General features: G+C 52.0%; 12 protein-coding genes, 1 pseudogene and 1 riboswitch. Of the genes and pseudogenes, 3 read left to right on the top strand and 10 right to left on the bottom strand.

Going from position 1 to position 14,180, the window contains the following annotated elements; all coding sequences use genetic code 11:
• Positions 1-15: 15 nt before the first annotated feature.
• The 4 genes from B9T62_RS03090 to B9T62_RS03075 form a co-directional block, all read right to left on the bottom strand.
• Positions 16-1,479, bottom strand: coding sequence for a PTS mannitol transporter subunit IIBC (locus tag B9T62_RS03090; RefSeq protein WP_087913919.1), 1,464 nt, complete (start codon positions 1,477-1,479; stop codon positions 16-18).
• 768 nt (positions 1,480-2,247) lie between these two features.
• Positions 2,248-3,147, bottom strand: a complete 900-nt coding sequence (locus B9T62_RS03085; RefSeq protein ID WP_087913918.1) for an aldo/keto reductase — start codon at positions 3,145-3,147, stop codon at positions 2,248-2,250.
• A gap of 121 nt (positions 3,148-3,268) precedes the next feature.
• Complete coding sequence (locus tag B9T62_RS03080; RefSeq protein ID WP_087913917.1) at positions 3,269-3,583, bottom strand: DMT family transporter; 315 nt, start codon at positions 3,581-3,583, stop codon at positions 3,269-3,271.
• A 1-nt stretch (position 3,584) separates the two neighbouring features.
• The gene (locus B9T62_RS03075; protein ID WP_087913916.1) at positions 3,585-3,929 is read right to left on the bottom strand and encodes a DMT family transporter; all 345 of its coding nucleotides are present in this window, start codon (positions 3,927-3,929) and stop codon (positions 3,585-3,587) included.
• Positions 3,930-3,991: 62 nt separating this feature from the next.
• Positions 3,992-4,096: riboswitch (guanidine-I (ykkC/yxkD leader) on the bottom strand.
• A gap of 197 nt (positions 4,097-4,293) precedes the next feature.
• On the opposite strand from B9T62_RS03075, the gene B9T62_RS03070 reads away from it, so the two are divergent.
• Together B9T62_RS03070 and B9T62_RS38645 are read left to right on the top strand one after the other, a co-directional pair.
• Positions 4,294-5,109, top strand: a complete 816-nt coding sequence (locus B9T62_RS03070) for a hypothetical protein (protein ID WP_087913915.1) — start codon at positions 4,294-4,296, stop codon at positions 5,107-5,109.
• A 432-nt stretch (positions 5,110-5,541) separates the two neighbouring features.
• Positions 5,542-5,880, top strand: coding sequence for a hypothetical protein (locus tag B9T62_RS38645; RefSeq protein ID WP_157685427.1), 339 nt, complete (start codon positions 5,542-5,544; stop codon positions 5,878-5,880).
• Positions 5,881-6,560: 680 nt separating this feature from the next.
• Here B9T62_RS38645 and B9T62_RS38640 read toward each other — a convergent pair.
• The 3 genes from B9T62_RS38640 to B9T62_RS03050 form a co-directional block, all read right to left on the bottom strand.
• Positions 6,561-6,701, bottom strand: coding sequence for a hypothetical protein (locus B9T62_RS38640; protein WP_169834319.1), 141 nt, complete (start codon positions 6,699-6,701; stop codon positions 6,561-6,563).
• A 156-nt stretch (positions 6,702-6,857) separates the two neighbouring features.
• Positions 6,858-9,686 (bottom strand): glycoside hydrolase family 3 protein, encoded by a 2,829-nt coding sequence (locus B9T62_RS03055; protein WP_087913913.1) that lies wholly within the window; start codon positions 9,684-9,686, stop codon positions 6,858-6,860.
• A 638-nt stretch (positions 9,687-10,324) separates the two neighbouring features.
• Positions 10,325-11,005 (bottom strand): hypothetical protein, encoded by a 681-nt coding sequence (locus B9T62_RS03050; RefSeq protein WP_087913912.1) that lies wholly within the window; start codon positions 11,003-11,005, stop codon positions 10,325-10,327.
• 526 nt (positions 11,006-11,531) lie between these two features.
• Here B9T62_RS03050 and B9T62_RS03045 point away from each other — a divergent pair.
• Positions 11,532-12,425: an alpha/beta hydrolase gene (locus B9T62_RS03045; protein ID WP_169834318.1), complete on the top strand. Its 894-nt coding sequence runs from the start codon at positions 11,532-11,534 to the stop codon at positions 12,423-12,425.
• Positions 12,426-12,582: 157 nt separating this feature from the next.
• Here B9T62_RS03045 and B9T62_RS03040 read toward each other — a convergent pair whose 3' ends face one another.
• The 3 genes and pseudogenes from B9T62_RS03040 to B9T62_RS03030 all read right to left on the bottom strand — a co-directional run bounded on the left by B9T62_RS03040 (position 12,583) and on the right by B9T62_RS03030 (position 14,169).
• Complete coding sequence (locus B9T62_RS03040; protein ID WP_087913910.1) at positions 12,583-13,056, bottom strand: Ig-like domain-containing protein; 474 nt, start codon at positions 13,054-13,056, stop codon at positions 12,583-12,585.
• A gap of 53 nt (positions 13,057-13,109) precedes the next feature.
• Positions 13,110-13,307, bottom strand: a pseudogene (locus B9T62_RS03035) (hypothetical protein); the annotation flags it as partial.
• A 73-nt stretch (positions 13,308-13,380) separates the two neighbouring features.
• Entirely contained in the window at positions 13,381-14,169 is a 789-nt protein-coding gene (locus B9T62_RS03030) for a PHP domain-containing protein (protein WP_087913908.1), read from the bottom strand.
• Between the last annotated feature and the right edge of the window lie 11 nt (positions 14,170-14,180).

Genomic DNA, 14,180 nt, shown 5'->3' with positions numbered 1-14,180 from the left:
GTGCACGGATTGAAACTATTTCAACCGTTCTACCAGCTCATCGTATCTCGGACTCTTCAGGAAATTATCGATGGAGATATGCTCAGCCTTCGGGCTGCTGGCAATGGCCCGCTCGGTCAATGTTTTCTGGGTGATGACGATATCGGCATCGCTCGGAATCTCGCTGACTGCCGAGTTGACGACGGTAACATTCACACCGGCGGTCTGCAGCTTCTTACGCAGCACCGAAGCCCCCATCGCACTGGAACCCATTCCGGCATCGCAGGCGAAGACGATTTTGTTCACATCACTCTTGTTGCGTACATTGGCGTTGTTGACGGTACCCGTCAGATTGGCGCCTGTTGCAGTTCCGACAGTTCCAGCGGTAGTTCCCGCTGATTTCATATCCTTGACTCTGGCTGCTGCTTCTTCCAGTTCGATATCATCCTCACCGTTGCTTCGGGTGGTCTTCAGCAGCACCGCTGCCAGCAAGAACGATACGATGGTTGCTACGGCCACACCGGCAAACATGGGCAGGAATTCACCTTTGGGTGTCATAGCAATGTAGGCAAAGATACTGCCCGGCGAAGGCGAGGCGGTAAGACCTGCACCCATCAGCTGGAAGGTGAACGTTCCGGAGACGCCACCGCCGATAACGGCCAGGATCAGACGGGGATTCATCAGAATGTACGGGAAGTAAATCTCATGAATCCCGCCCAGGAAGTGAATGATAACTGCACCGGGAGCGGAAGACTTCGCAGAGCCGCGTCCGAACAGCCAGTACGCCAGCAGAAGGCCCAGCCCCGGGCCAGGGTTCGATTCCAGCATGAACAGAACGGATTTGCCGATTCTGGCTGATTCCTCTGCAGCGATCGGGCTAAGGATTCCGTGGTTGATCGCGTTGTTCAGGAAGAGGATTTTGCCTGGCTCAATAATAAGGTTGACGAGCGGCAGCAGGCTATGGTTGACCAGGAACTGTACACCGTCCGCGAGGATGCTGGTCAATCCCTCAACTAATGGACCGATTCCTTTAAAAGCACCCAGTGTCAGTAGTCCGCCGATGATGCCCAGCGAGAAGTTGTTCACAAGCATTTCGAAACCGGCTTTGATCTTGCCTTCCACCCAACGGTCGAACTGCTTCAGCACCCAACCGGCGAGCGGGCCGACAATCATCGCGCCTAGGAACATCGGAATGTCTGCTCCTACAATGACACCCATGCTCGCTACCGCACCAATGACTCCACCGCGTTTGCCATGAACCATTTGACCGCCTGTATAACCAATTAAGAGCGGCAGCAGGAATTTGATCATTGGATCAACCAAAGTTGCCAGATCTTTATTGGGTAGCCAGCCTGTTGGAATAAATAATGCAGTTATTAACCCCCAAGCGATAAATGCCCCGATATTCGGCATCACCATTCCGCTCAGCATGCGGCCGACCTGCTGTACCTTTATCCGCACACCGGCGGATGAATTTGTTTGGATTTTCGTTGTGGCCATTGTTAAATGCCCCCTTTATGAATTGAACGGGATGGCTGCGCAGTCTCGTGTGACTGCTGGTTCATCCCCTATGCACACATCTTAATCAAAGCGCTTTCAGAAGTCACCAAATTGAAAATGCGGTTTCGGCATGAACAATGTTGACAACATTTAAGAGCCTGCAGCCATGCGGAAAAACAGCGGCTGCGGGCTTGCAGTAGCCTCCGCTTGAAAGTGAAACGGCGCTGCGGGCATATGGAAACAGCACCTCACCACTACCTTTCGTATGAAGTTATAATTAGCTAATACAGCCAGTTCAATGCATTTTGTTGGAAATAAGCAGAGAATTAGGCAGAGCCGAATCAGGGAGGGCACTGGGCATCGGAGAAGTGGGCGGAGCGGCCCAGGAGCATCACCGGGCATCGGCGCAGTAGTCGAGCGGACTCTGGAGCCCTTATTAGTCCGTTTCTTGGCTTTTTGCCACTGTTGCGGACTCAGATGCCCCTATTCGAGTAAATCGGTGGATTTCGGAGGGTAAACCTAAGCTTTAAGAGCCATAGTGTCCGCAAAACCGTGTACAGCAGCAAAATTGCACAAATAGAGGCTATGAGGTCCGCTCAGTGTTACAAGTAACCTGAGGTTTAAGTCCAATTAAGAAGAAACGGCTTCGCCGTCCTCTGCAAGAGGCGGCATCCGTTTCTGCGAAAAATAGAAGGAGAAATAATAATGTAGAACATATAATTTCTTATATTTCAACAAAAAAACCCGCCAAAATGGCGGGTTTCCAGCTTAAATCATATCCAGCGGCACCTTCCAGGAGGGAACCGGGAACGCATCGTCCAGCTTCCACAGCTCCTCCTCGGCAAGCGTGATCAGACCGGCGGCTGCATTACAAGCGGCATGCTCCGGTGACGCCGCCTTCGGAATGGCGATCACATCGCCGGAGCGGAGGGTCCAGGCCAGCATCACCTGCAGCGGGTCAGCCTGGTGCTTGGCGGCAATTTCCAGCACCGTCTCATTCTCCAGCAGTCCCTTGCGCAGGGAGCCTGCCTGGGCTAATGGGGAATAGGCCATCGCCGGAATGTTCTGCCCTCTCATCCAAGGCAGCAAATCGTGCTCAATCCCCCTGGAGCCCAGGTGGTAGAGCACCTGATTGGTGGCGCAATGGGTGCCGTCGTCGATATTCAGCAGCTGCTTCATATCGTCCGTGTCGAGATTCGATACACCCCAACGGGCGATTTTGCCGTCAGCCACCAGCTGCTCCATGCCGCGCACCGTTTCTTCGAGCGGAATATTGCCCTTCCAGTGCAGCAAATACAAGTCAAGCCGGTCGGTACCCAGCCGCTTCAGACTCTCTTCACAGCTGCGGACCAGATTCACCCCTCCGGCATTGTGCGGGTATACTTTGGACACCAGAAATACCTGATCGCGGATGCCGCGGATCGCCTCACCCACCAGCAGCTCCGAGCGTCCCTCTCCATACATTTCTGCCGTGTCAATCAGGTCCATACCCAGCTCGACGCCCAGCTTCAACGCCGCTATTTCTTCGGCTCTGCCAGAGTTTCGGTCTCCCATATTCCATGTCCCTTGCCCGATCCGCGCTACGGAGGTTCCGTCGGAAAGAGTAATCCGGTTTGCCCGGTTTACTTGGGCTATTTCTGCATAATCGGTTTCTTTCAATCTGTTCATATCACTAATCTCCTTCAACGAATAGGTTACTGGATAAGCGCTAAAAATATATGTAAACGTCAATATTCATTTTCATCTAATTTAAACGCTTCTATACTCGTTGAAACAGGAAGCTGCCGGATCAAGCCACCAGCTTGAGTCCGACTGCCGCTCCAAGAATCATCACAATATAGAGGATACGCCGCAGATCACGTGCTTCTCCATACCGCAGCATTCCCAGCACCGCCCCGCCGGACGCGCCAATTCCCGTCCACAAGGCATAAGCCGTACTCATCGGCAGCGTCTGCATGGCAAGCGTAAGAAACAGGAAGCTGCCCCCAAAGCCAAGGCTAATCATACCGATGGACCGCCAGTTGCGCGCTTTATTTAAGCTGTGAATCATCGATACCCCGAACACCTCGAACCCTCCGGCTACAAGCAGATAGATCCACGCCATATTAACTCTCCTCCTTTGCTTCAGGTTCTGCCGTTACTTTTTTGAGACCCATCACGCCAACCAGCAGAATCCCGACCAGCACAAGCTTGATCCATTTAAAATCTTCTCCGAACCACAACATATCGGCAAACATCGTCCCCATAGTCCCCAGCCCCACAAAAACCGAATATACCGTACCTACCGGCAGCTTGGCTGAGGCGGAAATCAGTCCGTAGAAGCTGATCAAGATGGCCACCGCTGTAATCCCCCATTCCCAGGGAGTGGACGCATGCTTCAGACCCATGGCCCATAGGACCTCAAATCCCGCAGCGACAGCTACTTTGATCCATTCTATGTTTGTTCTCATCTTGACTTCCTCCTCCTGGTATCTCGCAAAAAAAGCCCGGAAGGTAATCGTCAGCTGACGATTCCTCCCGGGCTTTTGTCCCTCCGTGTAGACACGGATAAGACTATCCGCGTGTTTCCCCTCGGACCAGACCTGCCAACGGCAACGGAACCCTAGGAAACTAATTGATAATTATATTACTTCGTATGCTAGCAAAGTACGGCGAGAAACGCAAACCTTTTATTTCATAATCTCGGCAACCCCCTGCTAAACCGTCCTCTGCCCTGCACCACACGCAACCATTGCACAGGCATAGAGTATAACTCATAACAAGGAGGGGATTACCATTCAAATTCAATATATCAGAGGTTATGAGCAGCAATTTGTGCTCTACTCCGACATCACCATCGATGATCAATATGCTGTCTTCACAGTGGGCCGCAGGAGCGAAGACGACCCCGATATCAGCTTCGAGTCAGGATTTCAGGCCGGCGTGCTCAAATATGATTTCGTCCATCAGACCAGCCAGTATTTCGCCTACGAACCATACGTCTATCTGGAAAGCCAACCTAATTCAGAGAACAGCATCTATTATGCCTATATCCAGTGGACGGGCCTTCTGGCCGAAATCACGATTCACCAGCTCGATTGCCGCAGCATGAGTACCCGCAAGGTGTATACGCTGAGCATCGAAGATTCCGCCGAAGTCAGCCGTGAGGCCTCAGGATTATGGAGGCTGGAGCTTATAGGACTCAGCGATCGTCTGCTGAAGGTAGGCATCCCCACCTTGCCATATCCGGCTCGGGGCGATAAGTCCCGTATCTCACACTATCTGCTGGTTGACCTGGAAGCACAGACTCATGCCATCCTTGCAGATAAGACTGCGGCGGAAGCTGATGACGTATCTATGCCAGCCGGTTCCGGCCGCATATTCTCCAATGCCGGAACGCCGCTTGGTGTTATCTGTGGGGACTGCTCCGTCGATCTCCATAACGTGCAGACCGGGGAGAAGCTGTTCTCTACGTCACCTGAACGGATGATCCGTTTCGCGAATGATGAGGCTGTGCTTACCCAATATTTCGCTGAGGGGCATGTGCTGCTCCACGATATCCGCCAACAGCGCATTCTTGCTGAGTACACTAGCTTATCGAACAGCTTCCACTATCTGGAGAAGCAGGATCTGATGATCCTGATCCCCTAGATTCATCCTGATGATTCTCCTTGAGTTTCCACTTTAAACAGCAGCTATACTATTTTCCCAGTCGGAATATCTCCTTCCCTGCACCTTCACGGCAGCTCAATGATTACTTTGCCACGCACCGTCCCGGCATCTCCCGAATCACTAACACGTTCGGCTTGCCGTACTTCTCAATCACTGCTGCCAACATGAGGACACTTCCCTTCGGGTAATATAACAGAATATAACATATATAGAATGTGAACTTAAGAATGTTACATCCGGAATTGGTAGAAGATCTTATACAACAGGCTGTCTGCCAAAATTGCTGCTTCATTCTTAAGTTCCTCTTATATAGCTGGATTTTCTGTATTTATCAGGTTCACTTCTGCAATTGTATGGTACAATTTAGGTGACTGTGCGCAGGATCAATTCAATACCAGGAGGCATGTTCCCATGGGAATCGGACTTATATTTGTGATAGTGTTTGTATACATTGTGGTGCAGCTTATTCTGCGGGATACGCGCAAGAAGGTGGGCAGAAACCGGAACCGTCACAGAAATAATGACGGGTATGACAGCTCCTTTATAGGCGCTTCAGGGATGGATATGTATAGTGATAGTGGATCTTCAGCCAAACACAACGGCTCGGGCGATTCGCACCATCACCACCATCATGATCACAGCCCAAGCCCTACTCACTCTCCCGGCCATGACAGCGGAGGAAGCTGGGGCGGGGACAGTGGCGGCGGAGACTCTGGCGGTGGAGACGGCGGCGGCGGTGGCGGGGATTGATCCCCTGTGAGGCGATGTCAACAGTAGAACAGCAAACAACCCGGGGTAAGAGGCCTTGCGGGTTATTTGCCGTATTCAGATTAAATAGGCTCAAAACCAAAATCAGCGTTTGCTATTTGTGAATGAAGCCCGCTGCGAATATGTAGGGTTCTTACGATCGTTATTAACGCCCGATTTCCTGATGGTAACCTACGTATAGGGTGAGATCGGGTTACTGCTTAGTTCTCAGTTTAGGTCTCAGCGAAGATTTAGAAGGTTACTCCGGAACGTTTAACCAAATAGATGCGAATGTGCAACTAATTTCAACTGAAACCTCTGATAGGAGGCGATTAAGTGCGATATTGCAACTATTTACTCCAAAGTGGAAAAAATCAGCAAATTAGATGCACTTTTGGTTACTACTTAGGTCCCCTAGCCCTCTTCGCTCGTAACCCTCACTTCGATTTCAGACGGTTGCGGACTCAGGAGCCTCTATTTGCTGTACATAGGCCGTTTTGCAGGATTAACGGACCCAGGAGCCTCTATATCACAGAAAACCCTCGCTTTTGAGCCTGTTTTGACGACTTAGGGGCTATACGGTCCGTAAGACTTCAAAAGATCGCAGATAGGAGGAAATAGGGGCTATACGGTCCGCTAAAATGCAGGTTACCTAGTTCAAGGGCTTGGAGTGTCGCAGGGTCCTAAGTAGTAACCACTTTTGCATCTATTTCAAGACTCGGTCCAAAAGGGGCTTTTAAATAGAAGCGTTCTCCCCCCTCTTCATCTGCCCGTGCTTCATCATCAATTACTTGAATATTATTCTGACGCAGATATTCACGCATTTCATCTAAGTTCTGCACGTGAAATGCTGGGTGGGCTTTTGTAGCGGGAACAAAGAGCCATTAAATAAGCAGAAACGGCTGCCTTCTCCTCTAAGGAAGGGCAACCGTTTCTGCGTCAAATAGAAGGCTTCACAGCTAATTGCATGCCGCTTTAGCTTAGTGATTAAACTGGAAGCGGCTGAGCAGAATCTCGCCGCCGAGGACCAAGTAGATGTCCGTTCTTCCGGAAGAAATCCGGACTTCTCCATTCACCTGTTCCCACTGCTGCAGCTGACCTGTGGAAGGAACGGCTACGGTTCCGGCTAATTCCCCGTCCGGGCGGCCGGTGCGGATCTCGATGCTGCCGCCTGTGGCAGAGGATACCCGTGCAGTGAACTGTGCTGCGCCTTCCTCAAACTGCACATCCTTGAAGGTGATCCAGGCACCTTCGGCAGCCGGGTGGATCGAGGCTCCGCCCGCCTTGCATTCATCCAGATACACCTGATGATAGCCGTCATAATTCTCTGCCGGAGTTTCAACGAAGAGATTACGCGGCGGAATGGCGTCTCCTGTCACGGTAATACGTCCTTCGAGCTGCACATCCGCCGAGGAGCGGCCGATTACAATCCGGTATTCTCCCGGCTCCACACAATATTGCTCACGCGTCACATCCCAGAAGGCCAGCTCGCCTGCAGGCAGGATGAACTCCACCGTTAGCGATTGACCTGCAGCAAGATGGATCTTCTTGAAGCCTTTCAGCTGTTTCAGCGGACGTGTTACCCGCGATTCCAGCGCCTGCACGTAGAGTTGAACAACCTCGTCCGCATCGATGGCTGATGTGTTGCTGACTTGGACGCTAAGGTTCAGCGTTCCATCGGCTTCCAGCTTCGTGGAACTAAGCTGGAGATCCGCGTAGGACAGCTCCGCATAACTCAAGCCATGACCAAACGGATACAGCGGCTCGCCGTCAAAGTACATATAAGTTCTTTTGCCCTGAATAATGTCGTAGTCCAGCAGCGCAGGCAATTGCTCTACCGAACGATACCAGGTCATATTGAGCTTGCCCGAAGGGCTGTAATCCCCGAACAGCACATCAGCCACGGCGTTACCCAGCTCCTGTCCGCTGTGGGAGGTATACACGACCGCCGGAATATGCTCGTCGATCCAGGATGAGGAGATCGGATAGCTGCCGACGATGACCACAACCGTATTCGGGTTGGCGGCATAGACTGCTTTTACCAGTTGCTCCTGCTCTTCTGCCAGCACAATATCCGGTCTGTCAATCTCCTCCTTGCCATTCAGCAGTGGATGGTTACCCACGAACACTACAGCTGTATCGGCAGCCTTCGCCGCTGCTACTGCGGCCTCCAGGCCGTTCTTAACAATCGTCTTGTTGAACACAGACTTCTCTGCCGGCGCATTCGCTTCTATCACACGCAGCGTGCCGTTCTCCGGATCTACATGGATCGGCTTGTCATTCCACGTACGCAGCGAGACCTTGTCTTCTCCTTCAGGCACCAGATTCAGGCATTCCTTGACGTACCAGCCATAGATCTCCTTCGAGGAGGCGGCCAGCTGCTCCGCTTCATTTAGGCTCACATATTCTCCACAGCTGGAAGATTTCAGAATATGGCTGTTCCAGCCCCAAGCGGTATGCGCGAACATCTCTCCATGGGACTCTGTGGCATGAATCACAGCCAGCTTGCCTTCCTCACCAATGATGCCTAGTGCTTTGGCGTCTGCTGCCGAGGTCAGAAGGATATCATCCGCACCGCTCTCAAAAGTAACCTGTTTGCCCCGCAGCTTCTTGCTTATCCCTTGCAGCGGAGTGACCGCATACGGCTGGGTGCCGGAATACCAATCCCGGAAGGCCTCATCGCCAAGCGGGCCAATAATCGCAACCTTGGACAGCTTGGCTGCGCTGAGCGGCAGAACCGAGTTGTCATTTTTCAGTAATACGATCGATTGTTTGGCTGCTTCCAGGGACAACTCGCCATGCTTGCTGCTGAGAATCACCGAGTCATCGATGGCGGCATACGGATTCAGCTCGGCCGGATCAAATTCGCCCAGCCTGAAACGGACACGGAACGTGTTGAACAGCGCTTTGTCCAGATCCGCTTCCGTCAGCAGCCCCTGCTCCACGGCTTCACGTACCACCTTGATCGTCTCTTCCGTCTCTTCGGTCACGCTGTCGATCCCGTTCTTGATCGATTCCGCCATCGATTGGGCGAACGATTCGTAATATTTATGGTCCTTGACAATCCCGAACAAGTCTCCGGCATCGCTCACAATGAAACCGTCCATTTCCCACTCGCCTTTGACAACGTCCATCACCGCCGGATGAAGAATGACGGGAACGCCGTTCACGGAGTTGTAGGCTGTCATCATCGACTGTGCTCCGCCCTCACGGAACGCAGGCTTGAACGCCTCCAGATAATACTCGCGCATATTTCGCGGATCGATGCTGGCCGAGCAATGTCCACGGTCGATTTCGTTGTTGTTGCCCAGGAAATGCTTCAGCGTTGCTACCGCTTTCAGATAAACTGGATGGTCTCCCTGAATGCCCTGCACGAGAGCCGTGCTCAGCTGTCCGGTCAGCTGCGGGTCCTCGCCGTAAGCTTCCTCGGTTCTGCCCCAGCGCGGGTCGCGCTCCATGTCCACGGTAGGTGCCCATAGGGTCAGGCCGTTGACCGTCGGATTCTTCCGATAAAAAGCTCTGGCTTCATCCCCAATCGCCGCACCAATCTCCTTCATCAGCTGCGGGTTCCAGGTGCAGGCCAAGCCGCTTGGCTGTGGAAAGGAGGTCGCTTTGCCCAGCCAGGAAATCCCGTGGGCCGCCTCCGTCCCATGTTTGTAAGCGCCTACGTTTAAACGCTCGACAGCCGCTTGATATTGCGGGATCTGGGCTATTTTCTCATCCAGGGTAAGGCGGGACAGCAGGTCGCGCACCCGTTCGTCCAGAGGCAGATCATGCTGCTGGAAGGGCCATTCAGCTTGTGTAGTCATTGTAAAGTAATCGCTCCTTTAGGGTCTTGTTATGGTTTAGTGGTGGTGGTGGTGGTGGTGGTGGTTAGCGGTTACAAATAAGCTTGAGGACTGAAGGTACCTTACTCATACCTGTCCTATCTTCACCATCATAAAAGATTCCCTCCCCCCGCGCCACCACAACAATTGGGATAAAAATCAGTTCATAATTAGAGATTGGTTGGTTGAGGGAACCCATGTGCTGCAAAACCCCAATCCCTAAATATCTATATAACGACGCTCGTCGTACATTTCCCGATTATACAAACCATATCAGTGAGACAAATTGACGTAGAGGCGTAATGTGCTTCCACCTACTGGTGCTTAATGTTCTCAAGGCTGCTATGATTCTATCATCTAAAGTAACTATGGTTTTTGCCCTTAGCTTCTCCTCACTCACCCGAATCAGTCGAATTTTATGGGATATATCCCTTATTTTCTTCTCATTTGCCTACTACAGGCTAAATTTATGGGATATATCCCTTATTTTCTTCTCATTCACCCGCTACAGGTGAAATTTATGGGATATATCCCTTATTTTCTTCTCATTTGCCTACTACAGGTGAAAATTTATGGGATATATCCCTTATTTTCTTCCCGCTCACCTGCTTCAAGCTAATTTACCACAACCGTGTGTCTGTGAATGAAGGAATGTATTCATAACGGTGCACCTTGTAATTCCCCTTGGTAGCTAGCGGTTTAAATTTACCTTTTTGACAGAGAGATTTCATACATTTATTTACCGTACGAGCATCTACCCCCAGCCCCCGCACCAAATCCACAGGCCGGATATACCCGTCTGTCCGGATGGCCAGCTGCAGAATATCCAGCTCCAAACGAGTATAGCCACCATCCACACCCGGACGCGATATAGCCAGATGCGGCATAAACAGCGATTTGAGCAAAGTCATCAGAAGGGCAGAGTTACTCTCCAAATCATCATAAGCAATAGATACCACGCGGTAACCCGCAATTTGCAGATAGATCTCACGGTTTAGCTCCTGACGGTAACGCACACGATCCATGTCCTGCACATGCGGGCCGTAGCCCTTAACCTCAATCGCATACTTCACCTCACCCGGCTTCCAGACAAAATCAACAAAATACGGTCTGCCGCGCCAGTCGGCCACCTCATATTCGGGATGCAAATGATCCAGCTGTCCAAACATCGGCCACCAGACCCGTTCCAGAAACATCCGCTCCCCATGCCCATGTCCACGCTCCAGCCGGCTTCGACGTTCGCCCATCCTCCGGTCCATATGATGTGTCAACCAGCGTTCATGCTCCTCGGCAAATACCATTCATTCATCCTCCTAGTTCATCCAGAAACACAAAAAATCCCGTACCCCACCAGCGGGATACGGGACGTGCTTCGTCCTATTTGGTCAAAGTATAGAGCCGGTCCCAGCTGGTGTCAACCCCCTTCACACTAAGCAGGAAACGGCAGCATTCTGGCAGAATTAGTAACCATAGTTAGCCATAGCTGGCGTACCAAATCATATTGAGTGTAGATAACCTTAGTTAGTCACAGACAGTCTCATGAAGTTACATGAAGTTACATGAAGTTACATGAAGTTATATTTAGTTACAGCTAGTTACATTAGATAGACTTAGTTAGAGCTAGTTACGGTTAGTCCAGTCAGACGCAGGCACGATGTTGGTAATATAGGATGGGCGCGCAAAGTCACAGAAAGGCACAACGAGCATTGAGCATTAAGCATTGAGCATTGAGCATTGAGCATTAAGCATTAAGCATTGAGCATTGAGCAATGTACGATGTGCAAATGCAACGTCTGGCTATCAACCTACATAGGAGGCGTGGAGAACATGTTTGATTACCCAGTACAAGAACAGGTTTATGCAACGACGATAGGCGGGCAGGAGCCGCTCAGGCTGTTTATCGTCGGCGGGCCGGCAGAACTTGCAAGTGGGCGTGAAGTCAGTGAAGCCAGTGAAGTCAGTACTGCCAGTACACCCAGCGCGTTCAGTGAAGCCGGTGAAGCTAGTCCGTGCAGTCCAGGCAGTATGGCCAGACAGGGCAGGCCAGCGATTTTATTTTTTCACGGAGCCGGGTTTACTACGCATAAGAAGCGGCCGGAACAGTTCCAGCACCATGCCGCCCACTTCGCTTCCTTAAGGTTCGTGGCGATCTGTGTAGAGTACCGGCCTCCTTCCAGGGAAGGATTGTTCTCCCCCCTAGAGAGCCTGAGCCATGCCAAATCAGCCGTTCGCTGGGTTCGCTCCAATGCCTCTGTCCTGCAGGTCAATCCTGACAAAATCGCCCTGGCCGGCGCGTCGGCCGGAGGTTATCTGAGTCTGTGCTGTGCAATGGTTCCAGGCTTCAGCAACGCCACTGACGACCTGGCCGTCAGTTGTGTGCCGGATGCGCTGGTTATTTTTAACGGCGGGGTGGACGCAGAAGCGCTGCTTCCCCTCTTCCCATTGGAGGCCGCCAACCTGGCCACCGCCTCTCCGCTGTTACATGTGCAAGGCGGACTGCCACCAAGCCTGTTTTTTCACGGCACAGAGGATGCCAATATCCCCCACGCCACCATACAGACATTCACGGAACATATGCGGTTGGTTGGCAATGAGTCAACAATATCTACTTTTGCAGGCATGGGGCACGGGTTCTTTAACTATGGTTCACATGACAATGTGCCTTACCAGAGAACGCTTGAAGAATCGGAGCATTTCCTGAAACATCATGGATTTCTCTAACATAACACGTTGAACCGGCTACCATCCTGTATAAATTCCACCTGTAGGATCGCTATATTTCATTCCTCAGTGATGCTGCTCAGAGGCCCGATAATCTGGAATTACGAAAAAAACACCCGCAGACCTCCCGTCTGCGGGTGTTCATCTAACCTCTGAGCTACTCCTCACCGGCAGGCAATACGGCAACATCCCCGACAACGGTAAAGGTGTTGCCCGCCTGATCCGTCACCGCAAGCGTGAACTGGTTCTGCCCGCTGAAGTCTGGATCAGGCACCAGGGTGAACGTACCGTCGGCGTTCAGCACAAGCTGACTATTTCTAGGCTCCCGCACCACCTGAGCTGCGGTTATACCGCCAAAGCCCAAGGCATTCAGGTTGCCGGTCAGCGTCTGATTCTCTTCCGTCTGCATGGAGATGCCTAAGCTGCTGGCAGGATCCTTTGGCGATACAAGCATTGTGATGTTGTATAGGATGATACTGCCATCCTCTTTTGTGTATCGGATGGTGAAGCTGTCGGTGCCCACGAATCCGGCATACGGCGTATAGACGAATGTACCATCCCCGTTCAGTCTTACGGACCCATGTACCGGTCCGGGTGCCAGACTGAAGAGCGCTCCCGCGCCTCCCGGCACGGCTCCGCTTACTGCAAGGCTGACAAATGTGCTGCCTGCGGCGCCGTATTGACCGCTGTTGCAGGATCAGGGGCTACCGTGAAGGTGCCGGTAGGCGTTGTGAGCAGGATCGGATCGCTAATGTTGGCGAGCACACTCGTGCCGCCCGTATCATAGCTGCCCGACCAGATCAGTTCAGCGTACAGTACACTGCTGCCCTCCGGCAGACTCAGCACAGCCGATGAGCCATTCAGCAGATAATCCAGTGTAGTTTGCCATAAACAACAGAAATAAACCCCGTATTGCCGGATAAACGGCGATGCGGGGTCATTTATGTTGCAAGGATTAGACTACTGTCTGCGCTTCCTCCCGTGAGGGCGCTTCGCCGAGCAGCTGCTTCAGCAGCTTTTTCATCATTACTGAGGCCTTGACTTTCACTGGCAGAGCCGGTGAGATTTCAATCTCATAACGGCCGCCCGCAATCGCGGCTTTCAGCTCTGCCACCGTCGAACAGGAATCCTCCAGCCGGTTAACCACGCTGCCGTATTGCAGACATTGATGGCTGTCACTGCCGGCAATCACGGGAACGCCCAGCTTGCGGGCAAACGGCATAATCAGCTCCCGGTAAGCCTCTACTCCCTGCATATAAATATCCTTAGCATTAAAGTCGAAGGCATCCAGGCGCTGCAGCAGCTCCGGGTCCAGATGGTGCAGCGGCGTGGAGGCGCGGAAGGGGTGCGCTCCTATTTTCCACAGATCATGGGCGTCTGCAATATCCAGCAGCTCTCTGAACGGAATAAAGTGGCCTTCAGCCGTATGCTCATTCAATAACGCTCTGGCGGCAAGAATATTCTCCCGCAGACCAATCAGCAGAATATGGCCGTTCTCGGCAATATCAACCTCCATGCCCGGGAAGATCCGCAGACCGTCTGCCTCATAGCTATGCCCGTTGAAGGGATAGAGCTGATCCAGTGCTTCATATAAAGCGTAGAAATTGGCGGTGTTAAAATGCTCGGTCAACGCTAAAGCGTCCAGTCCGTTTGCAGAGGCTTCAGACATCATTTCCGCGAAATAAGCGGGGGAGAAGGCGGATTTTTTGGACAGCTTGCCGTGGGTGTGCAGATCAATATACATGAGTAGTTTCG

This window comes from Paenibacillus donghaensis (assembly GCF_002192415.1).
Lineage (GTDB): Bacteria > Bacillota > Bacilli > Paenibacillales > Paenibacillaceae > Paenibacillus_AQ > Paenibacillus_AQ donghaensis.
The sequence above is the reverse complement of the archived record's forward strand: the minus strand, read 5'-3'. Positions and strand labels throughout refer to the sequence as shown.

What these genes read in the sequence shown, in the direction of transcription:
- B9T62_RS03090 (WP_087913919.1), bottom strand. Translation starts at nt 1,479, where the DNA reads ATGGCCACAACGAAAATCCAAACAAATTCATCCGCCGGTGTGCGGATA.
- B9T62_RS03085 (WP_087913918.1), bottom strand. Translation starts at nt 3,147, where the DNA reads ATGAACAGATTGAAAGAAACCGATTATGCAGAAATAGCCCAAGTAAAC.
- B9T62_RS03080 (WP_087913917.1), bottom strand. Translation starts at nt 3,583, where the DNA reads ATGGCGTGGATCTATCTGCTTGTAGCCGGAGGGTTCGAGGTGTTCGGG.
- B9T62_RS03075 (WP_087913916.1), bottom strand. Translation starts at nt 3,929, where the DNA reads ATGAGAACAAACATAGAATGGATCAAAGTAGCTGTCGCTGCGGGATTT.
- B9T62_RS38645 (WP_157685427.1), top strand. Translation starts at nt 5,542, where the DNA reads ATGGGAATCGGACTTATATTTGTGATAGTGTTTGTATACATTGTGGTG.
- B9T62_RS38640 (WP_169834319.1), bottom strand. Translation starts at nt 6,701, where the DNA reads ATGCGTGAATATCTGCGTCAGAATAATATTCAAGTAATTGATGATGAA.
- B9T62_RS03055 (WP_087913913.1), bottom strand. Translation starts at nt 9,686, where the DNA reads ATGACTACACAAGCTGAATGGCCCTTCCAGCAGCATGATCTGCCTCTG.
- B9T62_RS03050 (WP_087913912.1), bottom strand. Translation starts at nt 11,005, where the DNA reads ATGGTATTTGCCGAGGAGCATGAACGCTGGTTGACACATCATATGGAC.
- B9T62_RS03045 (WP_169834318.1), top strand. Translation starts at nt 11,532, where the DNA reads ATGTTTGATTACCCAGTACAAGAACAGGTTTATGCAACGACGATAGGC.
- B9T62_RS03030 (WP_087913908.1), bottom strand. Translation starts at nt 14,169, where the DNA reads ATGTATATTGATCTGCACACCCACGGCAAGCTGTCCAAAAAATCCGCC.